The sequence below is a fragment of the Sporichthya sp. genome (assembly GCF_013815995.1).
GTDB lineage: Bacteria > Actinomycetota > Actinomycetes > Sporichthyales > Sporichthyaceae > Sporichthya.
This window is the reverse complement of sequence record NZ_JACDFE010000054.1, coordinates 1-20503: the sequence shown is the minus strand read 5'-3', so window position 1 is coordinate 20503 and position 20503 is coordinate 1. Positions and strand designations below refer to the sequence as shown.

The following is a 20503-nucleotide window of genomic DNA, read 5'->3' as shown; positions in this document are numbered from 1 at the left end:
GGCCCGGGCCGCCTCGTTGGTGGCGATCAACAGCGCGGGGCGACCGTTGGCCGCCGCGACCGCGACCACCACCGAGGGCCGGGAGTCCCCGATCCGGCCGCGGACGTCGAGGGCGAGCTTGCGCAGGTCGTCGGCCTTGGTCTCGTCCGGCAGCTTGGTGCCGACGTAGGCGACCCCGCCGACGTCCGCGGCGCCGGCCGCGAGTTCACCGGCGGCGGCGAGGACGGCCCCGGCGCGGACGCCCTCGAGCTCCTTCTCGACCTCCTTGAGGCGCGCGAGCACCCCGGCGATCCGGTCAGGCAGCTCTTCGGGGCGGGCCTTGAAAGTGTCGGCGAGCTGGGAGACGAGCACGTGCTCGCGGGCCAGGAAGCGGTACGCATCGGTGCCGACCAGGGCCTCCACGCGGCGCACGCCGGCGCCGATCGAGGATTCGCCCAGCAACTTGATCAGCCCGAGCTGCCCGGAGCGGGCGACGTGGGTCCCCCCGCACAGTTCGCGGGAGTAGTCCCCGACCGAGACCACACGCACGGTGTCGCCGTACTTCTCACCGAACATCGCGATCGCGCCGGAGCGCTTCGCCTCGTCCTGGCTCATCACTTCCGCGACCACCGGGTGGTCCTCGATGAGCACCTGGTTGACCCGGTCCTCGACGTCGTGGAGCACCGAGGTCGGCACCGCCGACGGGGAGGAGAAGTCGAAGCGGAAGCGGCCGGCGGAGTTCTCCGAACCGGCCTGGGCCGCGGTCTCCCCCAGTGCCTCGCGCAGGCCGCGGTGCACCAGGTGGGTCGCGGTGTGCGAGCGGGAGATCGCCGCGCGGCGCTGCACGTCCACCTCTGCGCGCACGGTCTCACCCACCGTCACCTGACCCACAATCACCTTCGCCCGGTGCACGACCAGCCCGGTCAGTGGCGATTGCACGTCGTGGACGGCGATCCGCGCGCCGGTGCTCGTGACGATCAGGCCGTGGTCGGCGAGCTGGCCGCCGCCCTCGGCGTAGAAGGGCGTGCGGTCGAGCACGACCTCGACCTCGTCGCCCTCGGTCGCGGCCGGGACCGGGCTGCCCGCGGCGATCAGGCCCAGCACAGCCGCCTCCGAGACGACCTCGATGTAGCCGGTGAAACTCACCGGGGAGCCGGCCGCCGCCAACGCGTCCCGGTAGGTGGTGACGTCGACGTGACCGGTCTTCTTGGCCTTGGCGTCGGCCTTGCCGCGGTCGCGCTGCTCGGCCATCAACCGACGGAACTCGACGCGGTCGACCTCGATCCCCTGCTCGGCCGCCATCTCCAGCGTCAGGTCGATCGGGAACCCGTAGGTGTCGTGAAGTGCGAACGCCTGCTCGCCGGAGAGCACCGACGAGCCCGACTTCTTGATGTCCGTGACCGCGGTGTCGAGGATCGTGGTGCCGGCGCGCAGCGTGCGCAGGAACGCCGCCTCCTCGCCCTCCGCGACCGCGTGGATCCGACTCGCCTCGGTGAGCAGTTCCGGGTATTGCGGGGCCATCGCGCCGAGCGAGGCGTCGATCAGTTCCCGCATGTTGGTGTCCGGCGCGCCCAGCAGGCGCATGTTCCGGGTGACCCGGCGCATGATCCGGCGCAGCACGTAGCCGCGGCCCTCGTTGCCCGGCGTGACACCGTCGCCGATCAGCATCGCCGCGGTGCGCGAGTGGTCGGCGATGACGCGCAGCGAGACATCCCTGCGCTCGTCCTGGCCGTACTTCACACCGGTGAGTTCGGTGGCGCGGTCGAGGATCTTGCGGGTGGTGTCGATCTCGTAGATGTTCTCGACGCCCTGCAGGATCGCGGCCATCCGCTCGCAGCCCATGCCGGTGTCGATGTTCTTGGCCGGCAGGTCACCGCGGATGTCGAAGTCGATCTTCGTGCGGACCTCGGAGAGTTCGGACTGCATGAAAACGAGGTTCCAGAGCTCGAGGTAGCGGTCCTCGTCTGCGACCGGGCCGCCCTCCTTGCCGTAGGCCGGTCCGCGGTCGAAGTAGATCTCCGAGCACGGGCCACCGGGCCCGGCCACGCCCATGTGCCAGTAGTTGTCGGCCAGGCCGCGGCGCTGGATCCGCTCGCGCGGGACGCCGACCATGTTGTGCCAGATCTCGATGGCCTCGTCGTCGTCCTGATAGACCGTCACCCAGAGCTTCTCGCCGTCGAAGCCGTAGCCACCGTCCGCGACCGGACCCGTGAGCAGCTCCCAGGCCAGCGGGATCGCGCCGGACTTGAAGTAGTCGCCGAAGGAGAAGTTGCCGGCCATCTGGAAGAACGTGGCGTGCCTGGTGGTCTTGCCGACCTCGTCGATGTCCGGGGTGCGCACGCACTTCTGGACACTCGTGGCGCGCTTCCACGGCGGGCTCTGCTCGCCCAGGAAGTACGGCTTGAACGGCACCATCCCGGCCGGCACCAGCAGCAGCGTCGGGTCGTCGGCGATCAGCGAGGCCGACGGGACGATCGTGTGGCCGTTCTTCTCGAAGAACTTCAGGAACCGGTTGCGAATGTCTGCGGAGTCCATCACTTACCTTGCCGGGGCATCTTCTGCGTCATGGAGGCCGTCGTTGAGACCGAACGCGTCACGCAGCTCATCCTCGCGGTCCCACATCGCTTCGCGCACGTCCATTCCGAACTGGCGGATGGCATCGCCCAGGTCGGCGATGCTCTCGGACACCCGGCCGGAGACGCCTTCCGGGGTGAACTGCTCGAGCGCCCGCGAGGCTTTGCGGGTGGCGAGCACGCCGACCGTGACGCCCAGGCCGGTCCAGAACAGGCTCTTCACTTGACGGTCCGCCGCGCCTTGACGGCCGCCTTCTTGGCCCGGCGGCTGCCGCGGCGCTTGCGGTGTGCGTCGCGGCGCATCTCGTCCTTGACCCGCTTCTGCAGTTCGCGCTGCTTCTTGCCGCCCATCGCCCGGCGCACCCCGTAGCTGAACGACACCGCCTTGATCAGCGGGTTGCCCATCCCCACGGTCGCGATCGCGGTCAACGCCTTGGCGTTGCGCGTGATCGAGGAGACGTTGGTGGTGATCTCCTCGACCGAACTCAGCGTGATGTTCGTCGTCGCAACCGTGGCGGTCACCTCGGTGAGCACCGGCACCGTGGAGTCGCCGACCTCCCCGACCACGCGGGTCAGCTCCTTGAGCGTCCCGCCGAGCTTGACCAGCACGTAGGACAGGAAGATCACGAGCACCGCCCACCCGAAGGCCACGATCAGACCTGCGACCTCACCTGGGGACACTCGGTACCGCCCTTCCGTTCAAATCCGACCGGCCGACCCTATCGTCGGGTCTCCGCTTGGGGCGGGCCGCCCCGGAGGACGCGGCGCAGTCGCGCGAGGCGGTCGGCCAGCTCTCGTTCTGCACCATTCGCGGTCGGGACGTAGTAGTCCTTCCCCACGACAAGATCCGGGGCGTACTGCTGGGCGACGACGCCGTGGGGGTGGTCGTGGGAGTACTTGTAACCCTGGCCGTGACCGAGTTTCTGGGCCCCGGGGTAGTGGGAGTCCCGCAGGTGCCCGGGGACGGCGCCGACCAGGCCGGCGCGCAGATCGGCGACCGCGGCGCCGAGCGCGGTTGTCACCGCATTGGATTTCGGCGCCGTCGCGAGTGCGATCGTGGCGTGGGCCAGATTGAGCTGCGCCTCGGGCATGCCGATCAGCGCAACGGCCTGGGCCGCGGCCACGGCGGTCTGCAGGGCCGTCGAGTCCGCCATCCCGATGTCCTCGCTGGCCAGGATGACCAGGCGGCGGGCGATGAATCGGGGGTCCTCACCGGCCTCGATCATCCGCGCCAGGTAGTGCAGGGCGGCGTCCACGTCGCTGCCGCGCAGCGACTTGATGAACGCGCTGATCACGTCGTAGTGCTGATCGCCGTCGCGGTCGTAGCGGGCCGCGGCCTGGGCGACGGCGTGCTCGACGAGGTCGAGGGAGACCTCGGCCTGCTCCAGGTCGAGGGCGGCGCCGGCGGCCGCTTCCAGAGCGGTCAGGGCCCGACGGGCGTCTCCCCCGGCGATCCGGAGCAGGTGCTCGCGGGCGTCCGGGGCCAGCGTGACCACCCCGCCCAGGCCCTGCTCGGCCACCAGCGCCCGGTCGATCAGTACGCCCACGTCGACGTCGGTGAGCGGACGCAGGGTGAGCAGCAGCGAGCGGGACAGCAGGGGGGAGATCACCGAGAAGTGCGGGTTCTCCGTCGTCGCGGCCACCAACGTGACGACGCGATCCTCCACGCCGTGCAGCAGCGAGTCCTGCTGGGCCTTGGAGAACCGGTGCACCTCGTCGAGGAACAGCACGGTCTCCGCAGCCCCGATGGAGGCGTCCTTCTTGGCGGCGGTCAAGGCATCGCGCACGTCCTTGACCCCGGCACTGACCGCCGACAACTCGACGAACTTCCGGCCCGTCGCCGCGGAGATGATCCGGGCCAACGTGGTCTTGCCGGTGCCCGGCGGGCCCCAGAGCAGCACCGAGGACGGCGCCGCCGGCCCGGCCTTACCCGCGGCGTCGACCAATCGGCGCAGCGGCGCCCCCGGCTGGAGCAGGTGGTCCTGCCCGACGACCTCATCCAGCGTCCGCGGCCGCATCCGGGCCGCCAGCGGGGCCTGCCGGTGGGCCCGGCCCGCCGCCTCGAACAGCGTCTCCGGTTCGGTCACGCCCCGACCCTAGTTCCGGGTGTGAACCACCGAACCATTAGGCGTGACACGCCTCATGGTTCGGTCAGGCGGGCGGGGGTGCGTCAATGCCGGCTTCCTTGCGCTGGGCCGGGGTGATCGGGGACGGGGCGCCGGTGAGCGGGTCGCCGCCGGAGGCCGTCTTCGGGAAGGCGATGACGTCGCGGATCGTCTCCGCCCCGGCCAGCAGCGCGCAGACCCGGTCCAGGCCGAGAGCGATGCCGCCGTGCGGCGGGGGCCCGTAGGCGAACGCCTCGAGCAGGAAGCCGAACTGGTCCTGCGCCTGGTCCTTGCTCAGCCCGATCAGCTCGAAGACCCGAGCCTGGACATCGCTGCGGTGGATACGGATCGATCCCCCGCCGATCTCCGAGCCGTTCAGCACGATGTCGTAGGCGTCGGACAGCGCGGCCGCAGGGTCGACGTCGAAGGAGTCGACGAACTCCGGCGTGGGGGAGGTGAACGGGTGGTGCACCGCGGTCCAACCGCCGTGCGAGTTCTTCTCGAACATCGGGGCGTCGACGATCCAGACGAACTCCCAGCGGGAGCTGTCGATCAGCTCGCAGCGCTTGCCGATCTCCAACCGGGCGGCGCCGAGCAGGGCCAGCGTCGAGCCGCGCTCTCCGGCGCCGAGGAAGATGCAGTCCCCCGGTGCCGCGCCGACGGCAGCAGCCAGGCCGTCGCGTTCGGTGTCGGACAGGTTCTTCGCGACACCAGCGAGAGTGCCGTCCTGACCCACCGTCACATAGGCCAGGCCCTTGGCGCCCCGCGACTTGGCCCAGTCCTGCCAGTTGTCCAGCTCGCGCCGGGTCTGCGACGCCCCGCCGGGCATCACGACGGCGCCGACGTGCTCGGCCTGGAACACCCGGAACTCGGTATTCGCGAAGTAGGCGGTCAGATCGACCAGCTCGCAACCGAAGCGCAGGTCGGGCTTGTCCGAGCCGAACCGGGTCTCGGCCTCGTGCCAGGCCATGTGCGGGATCGGGTCCGGGATCTCGTAGCCGACGGTCTGCGACCACAGCGCGCGGATCACCTTCTCAGTGACGCGCACGACGTCCGCCCGTTCGACGAAGGACATCTCCACGTCGAGCTGGGTGAATTCGGGCTGCCGGTCGGCCCGGAAGTCCTCGTCCCGGAAGCAGCGCGCGATCTGGTAGTACCGCTCGAGCCCGGCGACCATCAGCAACTGCTTGAACAACTGCGGGGACTGCGGCAGCGCGTACCAGGTGCCCGGTTGCAAGCGCACCGGAACCAGGAAGTCGCGCGCTCCTTCGGGGGTCGAGCGGGTCAGGTACGGGGTCTCGACGTCGAGGAAGTCCTCGGACTCCATCACCTCGCGGATGACGTGGGTGACCCTCGAGCGCAGGCGAATGTTCGCGGCCATGTCGGCGCGGCGCAGGTCGAGGTAGCGGTACTTCAGCCGCGCTTCCTCGCTGATGTTCCCGACCCCGTGGTCGTCGATGGGAAACGGGAGCGGAGCGGCCTCGGAGAGCACCCGCACCTCGGTCGCGATCACCTCGACCTCGCCGGTGGGCAGGTTCGGGTTCGCATTGCCGGCGGGGCGCGCGGAAACCTCGCCGGTCACCTTGAGGCAGTATTCGTTGCGCAGGCCGTGCGCGACGCCCTCGTCCCGGATGACGACCTGGACCACGCCGGAGGCGTCGCGCAGGTCGAGGAAGGCGACGCCGCCGTGGTCGCGGCGGTGCGCGATCCAGCCGGCCAGGGTGACGGTGGTGCCGGCGTCGCTCGCCCGCAGCGAGCCCCCGGTGTGCGTGCGGATCATGCGGGCTTGCCTCTCAATTCCTGGCGGATGCGGGCGGTGATCAGAACGTTCTCTGGCAAGGCGGAGGGGGAGCCCGATGCGGAGCATCGGGCGACGACGACAACGCAGCCAGAGGGCGTTCTGGCGCCGAGCCGCGCCGCAGAGGAGTTGTGTGGCACGCCCTCACATCCCTCGGTGCGGGGCGGCCGGCCTGGCGACCATGTCCAGATACGGGTTCGTCGCGCGTTCGATGCCGATCGTCGTCTGATCACCGTGGCCGGGCAGGACAATCGTGCCGTCGTCGAGCGGTAACACCTTGCTGCGGAGGCTCTCGTACATCTGCTCCTCGTTGCCCCCGGGCAGGTCCATCCGCCCGATCGAGCCCTGGAAGAGCACATCGCCGGAGATCAGGATCTGTTCCCCGACGTCACCGACCTTGGGCAGCCGGAACATCACTGAACCCGGGGTGTGGCCGGGCGCGTGGTCGACGGTGAAGGACAGCCCGGCCAGCTCGATCGGCGCGTCGTCGTCGAGCAGACGGACGTCGTCCGGCTCGGTCCACTCCAGCCGGCCGCCGAACAGGGCCTGGGTCGACATACCCATCCCCTTACCCGGATCGACCAGCAGCTCACGGTCCTCCGGGTGGATCCAGGCCGGGATTCCCCGCGCTCCGCAGACCGGGGCGACGGAGTAGGTGTGGTCGATGTGACCGTGGGTGAGCATCACCGCGACCGGCTGCAGCCGGTGCTCGGCCAGCAACTCCTCCAGCTGGCCCACCACCTCAATGCCCGGGTCCACCACCACGCACTGCTCGCCCGGCGCGGTGGCCACGACGTAACAGTTGGTTCCGAACATGGCGGACGGGAAGCCGGCGATGAACAAGCGACCTCCCCTGACCCGTCTGACCCCGTGAACTGACCCAGCGAGACTACCGGGGGCGCCCGCAACCCCCGGCGCGAGCGGTGCGGGGCTCACACAAGCTCCTTCCCTAGACTGTGCGACGCCGACGCCTCAGGCGGGCGGGACAGAACGAGTTGACCGACGAGGAGCACCGCGTGGCTGGCCAGGGGAAGAAGACGAGCGCCGAGCGCCGGCGCGAGCTGGCTGCCGAGCGCAAGGCGGCAGCCGCCGAGGCGCGCCGCAAGGCCCGCATGCGCGCGATCGCCGTGACGGTCGCGGTGGTCCTGGCCGGCGGCGCCGTGGTCGGCGCCGTCTTCGGGGTCATGGCCATCTTCGACGGCGACGACACGGAAGTCGCGGCCGAGGCCAGCCCGACCCCCTCTCCGACGCCGCTACCGGCACCGGCGGGGAAGGCCAACTGCACCTACACCGCCGACGGCAGCCCCGCGTCCAAGGACGTCGGCACGCCGCCGAGCCTGGCCAACGCCACCGGCACGTACGAGGCGACGATCCAGGTCAACAAGAAGCCCGTGGTGATGGAGCTCGACGCCGCCGCCGCGCCGTGCGCGGTCAACAACTTCGTCTACCTGGCCAAGGCCAAGTACTTCGACAACACCCAGTGCCACCGCGAACTGAACAGCACCGGCACCTTCGTGCTGCAGTGCGGTGACCCCGACGCGACCGGTCGCGGCGGCCCCGGCTACAGCTTCGCGGACGAGAACCTCGAGGGCGCGACCTACGAGGCCGGCGTCGTTGCGATGGCCAACGCCGGGCCGAACACCAACGGCAGCCAGTTCTTCATGATGTTCAAGGACTCCGAATTTGGACCGGACTACGTTCCGTTCGGCAAGATCATCTCCGGGCTCGACGTCCTGACCGACATCGCGAAGGCCGGCACCAAGACCAACCCGGACACCGGCGCGGACGACGCACCCAAGAACAAGGTCACCATCAACAAGGTGACGATCACGAAGGAGCCGAAAGCCAGCACCCCGTCCGCCGAGCCCAGCGCCACCAGCAAGGCCACCAAGACCGCTAAGCCGAAGGCGTCCAGCACCCCTGAGCCGTCGACCGAACCCAGCGCGACCAGCACCCCGTAATTGCGACGGCGGCCCCCAAGCTGCCCTGAAGCTGCCTGCGGGCGGCGCTGACGCCGGGCAACGGCGAGGAGGAACCGTGAGCGAAACCCCCGAGCAGGTCGCCGGCGACCAGATCGGCGAGCTCACGACCGAGCAGGTGACGGTCGAGCAGGTGACGGTCGAGCCGACACCCGTGGTGGAGATCGCGACGCCGGCTGCACCCCAGGCCGGCGCCCCGGCCGAAGAGCCGCCCACCCCGGTCGTGCCGGTGGCGCCCGTGACGCCTTCCGCACCGCAGGCGCCCGAGGCACCCGAGGCGCCCGAGGCACCCGAGGCGCCGGTGGCGCCGGTGGCTCCGGTGGCAGAGGCGCCGGTGGCAGAGGCACCGGTGGCAGAGGCACCCGTGGCAGAGGCACCCGTTACAGAGGCACCCGTTACAGAGGCACCCGATACAGAGGCACCCGATACAGAGGCACCCGGTGCGGAGGCGCCCGTGGCAGTGGCACCGGCCGCGGAGACTCCCGCAACACCCGAACCGGTGTCGGTGACCCCGGCCGACATCCCCGCCCACCTCCCGGCGCCCGGCCCGGCCCCGGACCCGTCGGCGCCTCCCGTCAACCGCGACGAGTGGGGCTACGTCGACGCCGAGGGCACGGTCTTCGTCCGCACTCCGGCCGGCGACCGCGGGATCGGGTCCTGGCAGGCCGGTCCGCCGGCGGATGCGCTGGAGTTCTACGGCCGCCGCTTCGACGGCCTGGCCATCGAGGTCGACCTGCTCGAGCACCGGATCCGCGAGACCGACGTGCCGGAGAAGGAAGCCCGCACCGCGATCGAGCGGATCAAGGCCTCACTGGTCGACGTCGCCGCGATCGGCGACCTGGCCGCCCTGGACGCGCGCATCGTGGCCCTGGAGGAACTCGCCAAGACCCGCGGAGCAGCCGCGCGGGCCGCCCGCGCAAAGCTGATCGCCGAGGCCAAGGTGGTCAAGGAGCGCATCGTCACCGATGTCGAGGCCATCGGCGCCGGCGCCGAGTGGCGCGTCGGTGGGGACCGCATCCGGGTCCTGCTGGAGGAGTGGAAGGCCGCGCCCCGCCTGGACCGCAAGTCCGACGACGAGCTGTGGTCGCGGTTCTCCGCCGCCCGTTCGGCGTTCAGCAAGCGACGTAAGGCGCACTACTCCGAGCTCACCTCGACCCGGGACGCCGCCAAGGCCGCCAAGGAGGCCCTGGTCGCCAAGGCCGAGGCCCTGGCCACCTCCACCGACTGGGGCTCCACCTCCGACGCCTTCCGCAACCTGATGAAGGAGTGGAAGACCTCGGGCCGCGCGGCGCGCGACGTCGACGACGCGCTCTGGGAGCGCTTCAAGGGCGCGCAGGACCAGTTCTTCGCGACCCGGAACAACACCTTTGCCGCCAAGGACGCCGAGCTCGCCACGAACCAGGCCGCCAAGGAGGCGCTGGTCGTGGAGGCGGAGAAGCTGGTGCCGGTCACCGACGCCGCCTCGGCCCGCGCCGCGCTGCGCGGCGTCCAGGACCGCTGGGAGAAGGCCGGCTCGCTCCCCCGCGAGACCCGCGGCCGGGTCGAGAGCCGGCTGTCCGCGGTCGAGGCCGCGGTCCGCGCGGCCGAGGACGTCGCCCGGCAACGCAGCAACCCCGCCGCAAGGGCGCGGGCTCAGGAGACCGTCGACTCGCTGCTGGCCGCCATCGCCAAGTACGAGAAGCAGGCCGACAAGGCCCGCGCGTCCGGCAACGCCAAGGCCATCACCGACGCCGAGGCCGCCGTGGCCGCCCGCAGGGAATGGCTGGTCGGGGCCGAGAAGATGCTCGGCGAGTTCAGCTGACCCTCAAGGGATGTCATCCGCAGAGGCCCACTTTTGACATTCAACGGATGACATCCGTTGTGACGCTCAACGGATGACATCCGTTGTGACCGCTAGTTCGGGGAGCCGGTGGTCGTGCCGGTGACGCGGTAGGCGTCGAAGACGGCGTCGACGCCGCGCACGGCCTTCATGACGTGGCCGAGGTGCTTCGGGTCGCCCATCTCGAAGGTGAACTTGCTGATCGCGATCCGGTCGCGCGTGGTCGCCACCGTCGCGGACAGGATGTTGACGTGCTGGTCGGACAGCACCCGGGTGATGTCCGAGAGCAGGCGCGCCCGGTCCAGGGCCTCGACCTGGATCGAGACCAGGAACACCGAGGACGAGGTCGGCGCCCACTCCACCTCGACCATGCGCTCCTGCTGGGAACTCATCGAGGACACGACGTTGGTGCAGTCGGTGCGGTGCACCGAGACCCCGCTGCCGCGGGTGACAAAGCCGATGATCTCGTCGCCCGGCACCGGGGTGCAGCAGCGCGCCAGCTTCACCCAGACGTCGTCGACGCCCTTGACCACGACGCCGGGATCGCCGTGCGGGCGGATCTTGCCGCGCGCCCGGGTCGGCGAGACAGCCTCGGCGACGTCCTCGGTGGTGGAGTCGGTGCCGCCCAGGGACTGCACCAGGCGCTGCACGACGGCCTGCGCGGAGTTGTGGCCCTCGCCGACCGCGGCGTAGAGCGCGGAGATGTCGGCCAGGCGGAGCTCGTGCGCGATCGCCGTCAGAGTCTCCGAGGTCATCAACCGCTGGATCGGCAGGCCCTGCTTGCGCATCGCGCGGGCGATCTGCTCCTTGCCGCGTTCGATCGCTTCTTCGCGGCGCTCCTTGGAGAACCACTGCTTGATCTTGTTGCGGGCGCGCGGGCTGGCGACGTACTCCAGCCAGTCCCGGCTCGGGCCCGCGCCCGGTCCGTGGCCCTTGGCGGTGAAGATCTCGACCACGTCGCCGCTGGCGAGTTTGCTCTCCAGCGGGACCAGCCGGCCGTTGACCCGGGCCCCGATGCAGCGGTGCCCGATCTCGGTGTGCACCGCGTAGGCGAGGTCGACGGGGGTGGAACCCGACGGCAGGGCGATCGCGTCACCGGCCGGGGTGAACACGTAGACCTCGCTGGTGCCGAGGTCGAAGCGCAGCGACTCCAGGAACTCCCCCGGGTCGGCGGTCTCCTTCTGCCAGTCCAACAACTGACGCAGCCAGACCATGTCCTCGCCGGCGGCCTTCTCCCCGCTCGAGGCGGCCAGCGTGCCGGCCGCGCCCGACTGCTCGCCGTTGACCTCGGCCTTGTACTTCCAGTGCGCGGCGACGCCGTACTCGGCGCGCCGGTGCATCGCGTGCGTGCGGATCTGCAGCTCGACCGGCTTGCCCTCAGGTCCGATCACCGTCGTGTGCAGCGACTGGTACATGTTGAACTTCGGCATCGCGATGTAGTCCTTGAACCGGCCGGGCACCGGCTTCCAGCGCGCGTGCACCGAGCCGAGGGTCGCGTAGCAGTCGCGTACCGACTCGACCAGGATGCGGATGCCGACCAGGTCGTAGATGTCGGCGAAGTCGCGGCCGCGCACGATCATCTTCTGGTAGATCGAGTAGTAGTGCTTGGGCCGGCCGGTCACGCGGGCCTTGAGGCGCGCGGTCCGCAGGTCGGCCGAGACCTGGTCGATGACCACCGCGAGGTAGTCGTCGCGTGAGGGCGCGCGGTCGGCGACCAGGCGCACGATCTCGTCGTACATCTTCGGGTAGAGCGTGGCGAAGGAAAGGTCCTCCAGCTCCCACTTCACCGTGTTCATGCCCAGGCGGTGCGCGAGCGGGGCGTAGATCTCCAGCGTCTCCCGCGCCGTGTGCTCCTGCTTGGCCTGCGGCATATAGCGCAGCGTCCGCATGTTGTGCAGCCGGTCGGCCAGCTTGATGACCAGCACCCGGATGTCGCGGGCCATCGCGATGACCATCTTGCGGACCGTCTCGGCCTGCGCGGCGTCGCCGTAGTGGACCTTGTCCAGCTTGGTCACGCCGTCGACCAGGCTCGCGATCTCGGAGCCGAAGTCGGCCTCCACCGCCTCGATCGTGTAGTCGGTGTCCTCGACGGTGTCGTGCAGTAGCGCCGCGCAGAGCGTCGGGGGCTCCATGCCGAGCTCGGCCAGGATGGTCGCGACCGAGAGCGGGTGCGTGATGTAGGGGTCGCCCGAGCGGCGCAACTGACCGCGGTGGCACTCCTCGGCGACGTCGTAGGCGCGCTCGAGCAGACGCAGGTCAACCTTCGGGTGGGACTCGCGCACGCTGCGGAACAACGGCTCCAGCACCGGATTGCCGGAGGGGGCCCGGGTGCCGCCCAGGCGCGCCAACCGGGCCCGCACGCGCCGGGTCGACGGCGCGGCGTCCGGGGTCGTGGTGGGCACCACGGGTTCGGTCACGTTGCCATGTTAACCGGCACTCAGCAGGAAAGACGCCCCGTCAGACTGCTTGGAGTGCTGTCAGGGGTAGCCGGGCCAGCCGCTCCCGCGCCCCGAGCCCGCCGATCTCCAGGGCGACGACGGCGCCGACCGCGATCGCGCCGGCCTCGGTGACCAACTGTGCCGACGCTTCGAGCGTGCCGCCGGTGGCCAGGACGTCATCCACAATCACCACGCGCGCGCCTTCGCCCAGCGCGTCAGTGTGCATGTGCAGCACCGCTTCGCCGTACTCCAGCGCGTAGGCCACCGAGCGGGTGGTGAAGGGCAGTTTGCCGGGCTTGCGCACCGGGACGAACCCGATGCCGAGGGCGAGGGCGATCGGGGCGCCGAGGATGAACCCGCGGGCCTCGATGGCGACCACGACGTCGGGCTGCATCGCCCGCGCGGCCTCGGTCAGCTCGGCCGTCATCGCGGCCAGGCCGGCCGGGTCGGCCAGCACCGGGACGATGTCCTTGAACAGGATCCCGGGGATCGGAAAGTCGGGGACGTCACGGACCAGCGAGCGCCAGTCCGCAGCCAAATTCGGACTGGCCCCGCTCACGGTCGCTTCTTCTGCCGCTGCTCGCGGGACGGGCCACGCTTGGGTTGGACCCGTTCGCCCGGTGTACGCGGCGTCCCGTCCTCGTTCAGGTCCTCGTCGGCCAGGTCCTGCTCCGGCGGCGCTGCGAGGGCGACGCCTCCACCGGCGCCTCCACCGGCGCCACCCTCGGTGGCGCTCTTGCCGCCGGACTTGCGCAGCGCGGCCTCGCGGCTGGCGACCCGCTTGGTCAGGGCCTTCATCTCCGGCTCACGCTCCTTGAGCGCGACGACCGCCGGAGTGGCGAGGAAGATCGAGGAGTAGGCGCCGACCGCCATACCGACGAACAGCACCAGGGCCAGGTCCTTGAGCGTGCCGGCCCCGAGCAGGCCGGCCCCGACGAAGAGCAGACCACCCACCGGGAGCAGCGCGATCACCGTGGTGTTGATCGAGCGCACCAGAGTCTGGTTGACCGCGAGGTTCGCCGCCTGGCTGTAGGTCATCTTGTTGGTCTTGGTCAGGTCCGCGGTGTTCTCACGCACCTTGTCGAACACGACCACGGTGTCGTAGAGCGAATATCCGAGGATCGTCAGCAACCCGATCACCGTCGCCGGGCTGACCGTGAACCCGACCAGGGCGTAGATGCCGATGGTGATCACGAGGTCGTGCAACAGCGCAACCATCGCGCCCGCCGCCATCTTCGGTGCGAAGGCCATGGCCAGATACACCGTCAGCAACGCGAGGAAGATCAGCAGGCTGCGCAACGCCTTGCTGGTGACGTCGTCGCCCCAGCTCGGGCCGACCACCTGCGTGGTGATCTCCTCGAGCGGCAGGCCGAGTTCCTTGGACAGCGCGTCCTGGACCGGCCGGGCCTCTTCGGTGCTCTTCGAGGTGGTCTCGATCCGGTACCGGTCGCTGCCGAGCTTCTGGACCTTGGGCTCTTCGACCCCGGCCCCCTCGACGATGTCCCGGACGTCGCCGACCGAGGTGTCCGAGGTCTTCACCTCGAACACCGACCCGCCGTCGAACTCCACGCCCATGTCGAGCTGACGCACACCCAGGCCGAGGATCGAGATCAGCACGAGCACGGCGCTGACCAGGAACCAGGTCTTGCGCCGGTCGATGATGTCGACTGACTTGGCCCCGGTCTGCAGGTCGTGTCCGAGGTCGGACCAGCGGGACATCAGGCCTCCTTGGCGCGGGCAGCGCGGAGCTGGTGCATCCCGAGGCTCTCGGGATTGACCCCGGACCAGGGACGGCCACGGGCGAAGTACGGCCTGCGCATCAGCCAGGCGCACAGCGGCTTGGTGAACAGGAAGATCACCACGACGTCGATCATGGTCGCCAGGCCGAGGGTGAACGCGAAGCCCTTCACCTCGGCGACGGAGAAGAAGTACAGGACGCCCGCCGCGAGCAGCGAGACGAAGTTCGCGGACAGGATCGTGCGCCGGGCCCGTATCCAGCCGTACTCCACCGCGGTCCGCGGACTTCGACCGTCGCGGATCTCGTCGCGCAATCGTTCGAAGAAGACGACGAAGGAGTCGGCGGTGATGCCGATGGCGACGATCATGCCGGCGACGCCGGCGATGGACAGGCGATAGCCGATGGCCTCGCCGAGGAGCGAGATCATCTCGTAGGACATGGCCGCGGCCACGATGAGCCCGAGCAACGCGGCGATACCGAGCGCGCGGTAGAAGTAGATGCAGTAGGCCACGACGAGCACCAAGCCGATCGCGCCGGCGATCAGACCGCCCTTCAGCTGGTCGTCACCGACGGTCGCCGAGATCGTCGAGGCCGTGCTCTTCTCGAAGGCCAGCGGCAGCGCGCCGTACTTCAGCACGTTGGCCAGATCCTTCGCGGTCTCGGAAGTGAAGTTGCCCTCGATGACGGCGCGGCCGTCGGGGATCTCCCCGTTGACCTGCGGACTGGAGTAGACGACGCCGTCGAGCACGATCGCCAACTGGTTGGTCGGCGGGGCCAGGCCGGCCAGGGACCTGGTCAGGTTGCCGAAGGCGGTCGTGCCCCCGCCGTCGAACTCCATGTTGATCAGCCAGGCGCCCACGCCGGCGCCCTGCGGCAGACCGGCCTCGGCGCCGCTGATCTGGGTGCCCTGCACCGCGCTGGGACCGAGCAGGTACTTGGTGAACCCGTCCTTGTCGCAGGCCACCACGACCGCCTCGACCGGCTCAATGTCCCCGCCCTGCCGGGCGGCCGGGTCCAGGCAGTTCAGCGCGGCGTACTTCTCGCGGACCGCCTTGGGGATCGCGCTCTCCAGCGCCGCGGCAACGTCCTCCTCGGACGGGGTCGCGTCGTCCTTGCCCGGCTTCGCCGTCTTCGTCGGCGACGCCGACGGGTTCGCGGACTTGCTCGGAGACGCCGACGGCGAGCTGGTCGCGGACGGCGACGCGTTGGGGTCGTCCGCCGAGCGCAGGGCATCCGAGGTGGCGCGGCCGGAGTCGTCTGCGCCCGAGCTGGGGCTCGGCGAGGCGCTCGCCTTCTTCTTCGCCTTCGGCGACGGACTCGCGGTGCCCCCGAGGCTGTCCGGGGTCTCGTCGTCCTCGCCCAGACCCGCCGTCAGATCGCCGAGGTCGGGCAGGCCCGTCGTGGGCTCCGGACCGCCGGACTGCAGCACCGGACGGAAGCGGAGCAGCGCGGTCTGGCCGACCTGGTCGACGATGCGCGCGTTGTTCTGGCCGGGGACGCTGACCACGATGTTGTTGGAGCCGAGGGTGGTCACCTGCGCCTCGGAGACACCGAAGCCGTTGACGCGCTGGCGGATGATCGTGACCGCCTGGTCCATCGCGTCCGGGGTGATCTTGCCGCCCTCGAGCGGCTTTGCGGTCAGCGTGACGCTGGTGCCGCCGGCGAGGTCGATGGCCAGGCGGGGGTGCATAGCACCCACACCGATCATCGCGACCAGGCCGCCCACCAGCAGGGCAAGGGTCAGGGCCAGGAGGCGCAGCGGGTTACCGCCGCGCCCCACACCCTTGGAAGTCGACACCGTGGGAGGTCTCTCTCGTTAGTGGGACGTGGGCGAGGCCGGGCCGGAGCCCTTGCCCCCCTCGTCCGCTGTCTCGCCCGCGGCCGCACCGTCGCCGGTGCTCGCGGTGTTCTCCGGGTGAAGGATCTTGCCCACCGCGCCGGTGAGCAGCCGGATCACCACGCCCGGGGCGATCTCCAGGCGCACCTCGTCGTCCTCGACGCTGAGCACCGTGCCGAGCATTCCGGCGGTGGTGATGATCTCGACCCCGGGTCGGAGGTTCTCGTTGAGGTCCTTGGCCCGCCGCGAGCGCATCTGCGTCGGCCGCAGAACCAGGAGGTAGAACGCTGCGACCAGCAGGACGATGGGCAGAATCGCTTCCACGGGAACGCAGGGTCCTTCCAAGGGGAGCCCGGGCGATGATCGCCGGGCCGGAGCGCGCCGAGTCTAGTCGCGCCTCCTTTGCCAACTCGTTAACGCCGGGGGCGCGGGCGGGTCAGGGGGCGTCGTCGAAGAGCTCAACCTGCGCGGCCGCCGGCCCGTTCCCGATAAGACCGCCTGCTGGGGCGACGAGACCGAGATGTGACCAAGCCGCCGCGGTGGCGACCCGCCCACGCGGGGTGCGGGCCAGCAGGCCGGCCCGGACCAGGAACGGCTCGGCGACCTCCTCGACCGTCTCGGTCTCCTCCCCGACGGCCACGGCGAGCGTGGACAAGCCCACCGGGCCGCCGCCGAAACGGCGGACCAGGGCGTCCAGGACGGCCCGGTCGAGGCGGTCCAGGCCCATCGCGTCGACGTCGTAGAGCGTCAGCGCCGCCTCGGCGATCTCGACGGTGACGACGCCGTCGGCCCGGACCTGGGCATAGTCCCGGACCCGCCGCAGGAGCCGGTTGGCGATCCGGGGGGTGCCGCGGGAGCGACCGGCGATCTCGGACGCGCCGGCCTCGGCCAGCGGGACGCCGAGCAGCCCGGCCGAGCGGCGCAGTACCTGCTCCAGCTCGCCGGGCGAGTAGAAGTCCATGTGGGCGGTGAACCCGAACCGGTCGCGCAGCGGGCCGGGGAGCAGCCCGGCGCGGGTGGTCGCGCCGACCAGGGTGAACGGCGGAATCTCCAGCGGGATAGCGGTGGCGCCGGGGCCCTTGCCGACGATGACGTCGACCCGAAAGTCCTCCATCGCCATGTAGAGCATCTCTTCAGCGGGGCGGGCCATCCGGTGGATCTCGTCGAGGAAGAGCACCTCGCCCTCGCTCAGCGAGGACAACAGGGCGGCCAGATCACCGGCGTGCTGGATGGCCGGGCCGCTGGTGACCCGCAGCGGCATGCCCAGCTCGGCGGCCACGATCATCGCCAGCGTCGTCTTGCCCAGGCCGGGCGGGCCGGAGAGCAGCACGTGGTCGGGCGACCGCTCCCGCAGCCTGGCCGCCTCCAGGATCAGCGTCAGCTGCTCGCGAACGCGGTGCTGGCCGATGAACTCGGCCAGCCGCTTGGGGCGCAGCGCCGCCTCGATCTCCTGCTCGTCGAGCTGCAGGTCCGCATCGACGAGGTCGTCCCCGGTCTGACGAGCCATCAGGTGGCCCGGCCGAGGGTCTTCAGGGCCATCCGCAGAAGCTGGGAGGCCTGGGCCTCGGCGGTGTCGATCCCGGTGGCGTCGGCCTCGACCTGGACCACGTCGAGGGCCTGTTCGGCCTCCCGGGTGGACCAGCCGAGATTGAGCAGCGCGCCGTGCACCTGGTCGCGCCAGGGCGGCTCGCCCGGGCGTGACTGTGCCGGAATCGTCGCTGTCCCACCGCGAGGCGGACCGAGCCGGTCCTTGAGCTCGAGGGCGATGCGCTGCGCGCCCTTGCGCCCGATCCCGGGAACCTTCATCAGGGCGTTGAGGTCGTCGGTGGTGACGGCACGGCGCAACTCGTCCGGGTCGTGCACCGCGAGCATCGCCTGGGCCAGCCGCGGGCCGACGCCGCTGACGCTCATCAGCTGTTCGAAGACGATCCGCTCGTCCTCGTCGGCGAAGCCGAACAGGGTGAGCGAGTCCTCGCGCACGATCAGCGTGGCCGGCAACTGGGCGCGTTCCCCGATGCGCAGCCCGGCCAAGGTGTTCGGGGTGCAGGTGAGGCTGAGCCCAATTCCACCGACCTCGACCACAGCGGCATCCGGACCGAGCGCGGCCACGCGCCCGGCAACGAAAGAAATCACCTAGGAACACCTCTTACCTGCGGGAGTCACGGGTCGGGGTCTGATCATCGACTGTGCCTATGCGGGAGACGGGATGTGGGCACCTTGGCAGCCGCCGCCGACAGCCGGTTGATCGCCGCGCCGCGCCAGAGATGGCAGATCGCGAGAGCCAGGGCGTCGGCGGCGTCGGCCGGCTTCGGGGCCTCGCTCAGGCGCAGGATCCGGGTCACCATCGCCCCGACCTGGTCCTTGTCCGCCCGTCCGCTGCCGGTGACCGCGGCCTTGACCTCACTCGGGGTGTGCAGGGCGACCGGGATGCCGTGCCGGGCCGCGGCCACGATCGCGACCGCGCCGGCCTGCGCGGTGCCCATCACGGTGCGGACGTTGTGCTGGCTGAACACCCGCTCGACGGCGATGGCGTCCGGTCGGTGCTCGGCGATCAGGCGCTCCAACTGCATCTCGATCCCGAGCAGGCGCGCCCCGATCTCGGCCCCGGGCGGGGTGCCCACCACCAGGACGTCCACCAGCGTGATCGGCCGGCCCGGATTGCCGTCGACGACGCCGATGCCGCACCGGGTCAGGCCCGGGTCCACCCCCAGTACGCGCATCCCGTCCCCGCTCTCGATCCGAACATGTGTTCGGAGTCCAAGGTACGGTCGCGGCGCCCTGGGGCCGTGGAGCGACGCGCCCACACCCCTTGCTCCACCCGGGTGATCTTCGCCGCGATTCCACGCGTAACACTTGTAACAGGAGTCACACAGACCTCCTGGCACCCTACTTTCCCAATGTAACCATTAGTCACTCTGACCTCGGACGACCGCATGAGACTGCGAACCGCGCTCCTCACCACCACCTTGACCGCGGCCATGGTCGCGGTCCTCACCCCGACCCCCGCGCCCGCTGCGGTCGGCACGGTTACCGAGTTCACGGCGGGGATCCCTGCCGCGGCGGCCGTGACCGATATCGCTGCCGGGCCTGACGGCAACCTGTGGTTCACCCAGAGTGGAACGCCGGACGCGATCGGACGGATCACCCCCCTCGGTGTGGTCACGCCATTCACTGTCGGGCTCCTCCCGGGAGCGAACGCCACGGAGATCACTGCAGGACCCGACGGCAACCTGTGGTTCACCGACGACGGCGCCAACGCGATCGGACGCATCACCCCGGCCGGCGTCATCACCGAGTTCCAAACCGGGCTCTTGGCCGGGACGAACCCGACCGGCATCGCAGCAGGATCCGACGGCAACGTGTGGTTCACCGACAACGGCACCACCGTCGCGATCGGACGCATTACCCCGGCCGGAACAATCACGCCCTTCACCACCGGCTTCCTGCCCGGAGCAAACCCGACCGACATCACCGCAGGACCCGGGGGCAACGTGTGGTTCACCGACCAAGGCACCACCGATGCGCTCGGACGGGTCACCCCGGCCGGCGTCATCAACGAATTCCCCGTCACCGTTGCCACGAACCCGACCGACATCACGACCGGGCCCGACGGCAACCTCTGGTACACCGAGGACGGCGGCGGGCCGCCGTCGGACGGGATCGGGCGCATGAGCCCGAGCGGCGTAGTGCTCAACAATTTCACGGTAGGCGTCCTGAACGGATCGAACCCGGCCGGCATCACCGCCGGTCCTGACGGCAACGTATGGTTCGCCGCGCCTGCCGGTACCGCCCGCGTGGGCCGCGTCGAGGTCCTCCCCGTCACCTGCTTCGGCAAGATCCCCACGATCTTCGGCGGCTTCGGCAACAACACCATCGTCGGCACCATCGGCAACGACGTCATCATCGGCGGCAACGGCAACGACAACATCCGGGGCCGCGGCGGCAAGGACTGGATCTGCGGCGGCAACGCCAACGACACCATCGCCGGCGGCGCCGGCAACGACAACATCTCCGGTGATGGCGGGGCCGACATCCTCAAGGGCAACCGCGGCACCGACAACATCCTCGGCGGCACCGGCCGCGACAAGCTCTACGGCGGCAGGGGCTTCGACACCTGCGCCGGCGGAAAGTCCCGCGACACGGCGAACCGCTGCGAATCCGTGAGCAGCGCCAAGCGCTGACGGTCCGTCAGCAGCTCTAGCGTCCGGCCCTGCGGTCGTTCTAACGACCGCAGGGC

The 20503-nt window shown here is 70.3% G+C and carries 17 protein-coding genes; 3 read left to right on the top strand and 14 right to left on the bottom strand.

Features of this window, described 5'->3' with window-relative positions; translation table 11 throughout:
- The 6 genes from alaS to H0X00_RS08505 all read right to left on the bottom strand — a co-directional run.
- The coding region (gene alaS / locus H0X00_RS08530) for an alanine--tRNA ligase (protein WP_293769037.1) at window positions 1–2514 on the bottom strand (2514 nt) is incomplete at its 3' end.
- 3 nt (window positions 2515–2517) lie between these two features.
- The gene (locus tag H0X00_RS08525; protein WP_293769035.1) at window positions 2518–2775 is read right to left on the bottom strand and encodes a hypothetical protein; all 258 of its coding nucleotides are present in this window, start codon (window positions 2773–2775) and stop codon (window positions 2518–2520) included.
- Window positions 2772–3233, bottom strand: a complete 462-nt coding sequence (locus tag H0X00_RS08520) for a DUF948 domain-containing protein (protein WP_293769033.1) — start codon at window positions 3231–3233, stop codon at window positions 2772–2774. Before H0X00_RS08520 ends, H0X00_RS08525 begins: the two co-directional genes overlap by 4 nt.
- A gap of 38 nt (window positions 3234–3271) precedes the next feature.
- Window positions 3272–4639 (bottom strand): replication-associated recombination protein A, encoded by a 1368-nt coding sequence (locus H0X00_RS08515; RefSeq protein ID WP_293769031.1) that lies wholly within the window; start codon window positions 4637–4639, stop codon window positions 3272–3274.
- Between the two features lie 64 nt (window positions 4640–4703).
- Window positions 4704–6437, bottom strand: a complete 1734-nt coding sequence (aspS, locus tag H0X00_RS08510; RefSeq protein ID WP_293769029.1) for an aspartate--tRNA ligase — start codon at window positions 6435–6437, stop codon at window positions 4704–4706.
- Window positions 6438–6599: 162 nt separating this feature from the next.
- Window positions 6600–7298, bottom strand: a complete 699-nt coding sequence (locus H0X00_RS08505) for an MBL fold metallo-hydrolase (RefSeq protein ID WP_293769027.1) — start codon at window positions 7296–7298, stop codon at window positions 6600–6602.
- A 173-nt stretch (window positions 7299–7471) separates the two neighbouring features.
- Here H0X00_RS08505 and H0X00_RS08500 point away from each other — a divergent pair, with 173 nt between their 5' ends.
- Window positions 7472–8416 (top strand): peptidylprolyl isomerase, encoded by a 945-nt coding sequence (locus H0X00_RS08500; RefSeq protein ID WP_293769025.1) that lies wholly within the window; start codon window positions 7472–7474, stop codon window positions 8414–8416.
- A gap of 76 nt (window positions 8417–8492) precedes the next feature.
- The gene (locus tag H0X00_RS08495) at window positions 8493–10235 is read left to right on the top strand and encodes a DUF349 domain-containing protein (protein ID WP_293769023.1); all 1743 of its coding nucleotides are present in this window, start codon (window positions 8493–8495) and stop codon (window positions 10233–10235) included.
- A 92-nt stretch (window positions 10236–10327) separates the two neighbouring features.
- On the opposite strand, the gene H0X00_RS08490 is transcribed toward H0X00_RS08495, so the two are convergent.
- From H0X00_RS08490 to ruvC, 8 genes are all read right to left on the bottom strand, one after another.
- Window positions 10328–12670: a bifunctional (p)ppGpp synthetase/guanosine-3',5'-bis(diphosphate) 3'-pyrophosphohydrolase gene (locus tag H0X00_RS08490; RefSeq protein ID WP_293769021.1), complete on the bottom strand. Its 2343-nt coding sequence runs from the start codon at window positions 12668–12670 to the stop codon at window positions 10328–10330.
- Between the two features lie 40 nt (window positions 12671–12710).
- Window positions 12711–13250 (bottom strand): adenine phosphoribosyltransferase, encoded by a 540-nt coding sequence (locus tag H0X00_RS08485; protein WP_293769019.1) that lies wholly within the window; start codon window positions 13248–13250, stop codon window positions 12711–12713.
- A complete protein-coding gene (gene secF / locus H0X00_RS08480) occupies window positions 13247–14410 on the bottom strand; it encodes a protein translocase subunit SecF (protein ID WP_293769017.1) in 1164 nt (387 codons plus the stop codon). The genes H0X00_RS08485 and secF overlap by 4 nt, the downstream gene beginning before the upstream one ends.
- Window positions 14410–16227 carry a protein translocase subunit SecD gene (gene secD, locus H0X00_RS08475; protein ID WP_293769015.1) on the bottom strand — a complete coding sequence of 606 codons (1818 nt, stop codon included), beginning with the start codon at window positions 16225–16227 and terminating at the stop codon, window positions 14410–14412. The genes secF and secD overlap by 1 nt, the downstream gene beginning before the upstream one ends.
- An 18-nt stretch (window positions 16228–16245) precedes the next feature.
- Window positions 16246–16590, bottom strand: a complete 345-nt coding sequence (gene yajC, locus H0X00_RS08470) for a preprotein translocase subunit YajC (protein ID WP_293769013.1) — start codon at window positions 16588–16590, stop codon at window positions 16246–16248.
- A 112-nt stretch (window positions 16591–16702) separates the two neighbouring features.
- Window positions 16703–17773, bottom strand: coding sequence for a Holliday junction branch migration DNA helicase RuvB (gene ruvB, locus H0X00_RS08465; protein ID WP_293769011.1), 1071 nt, complete (start codon window positions 17771–17773; stop codon window positions 16703–16705).
- Complete coding sequence (gene ruvA, locus H0X00_RS08460) at window positions 17773–18399, bottom strand: Holliday junction branch migration protein RuvA (RefSeq protein WP_293769009.1); 627 nt, start codon at window positions 18397–18399, stop codon at window positions 17773–17775. The genes ruvB and ruvA overlap by 1 nt, the downstream gene beginning before the upstream one ends.
- A gap of 44 nt (window positions 18400–18443) precedes the next feature.
- Window positions 18444–18986 carry a crossover junction endodeoxyribonuclease RuvC gene (gene ruvC / locus H0X00_RS08455; protein ID WP_293769007.1) on the bottom strand — a complete coding sequence of 181 codons (543 nt, stop codon included), beginning with the start codon at window positions 18984–18986 and terminating at the stop codon, window positions 18444–18446.
- Between the two features lie 213 nt (window positions 18987–19199).
- Here ruvC and H0X00_RS08450 point away from each other — a divergent pair, with 213 nt between their 5' ends.
- Window positions 19200–20447: a hypothetical protein gene (locus tag H0X00_RS08450; RefSeq protein ID WP_293769005.1), complete on the top strand. Its 1248-nt coding sequence runs from the start codon at window positions 19200–19202 to the stop codon at window positions 20445–20447.
- Window positions 20448–20503 lie beyond the last annotated feature (56 nt).

Excerpts from the sequence above, each read along its gene's own strand:
- ruvC (WP_293769007.1), bottom strand. The coding sequence starts at position 18,986 with ATGCGCGTACTGGGGGTGGACCCGGGCCTGACCCGGTGCGGCATCGGC.
- secF (WP_293769017.1), bottom strand. The coding sequence starts at position 14,410 with ATGTCCCGCTGGTCCGACCTCGGACACGACCTGCAGACCGGGGCCAAG.
- aspS (WP_293769029.1), bottom strand. The coding sequence starts at position 6,437 with ATGATCCGCACGCACACCGGGGGCTCGCTGCGGGCGAGCGACGCCGGC.
- ruvB (WP_293769011.1), bottom strand. The coding sequence starts at position 17,773 with ATGGCTCGTCAGACCGGGGACGACCTCGTCGATGCGGACCTGCAGCTC.
- H0X00_RS08450 (WP_293769005.1), top strand. The coding sequence starts at position 19,200 with ATGAGACTGCGAACCGCGCTCCTCACCACCACCTTGACCGCGGCCATG.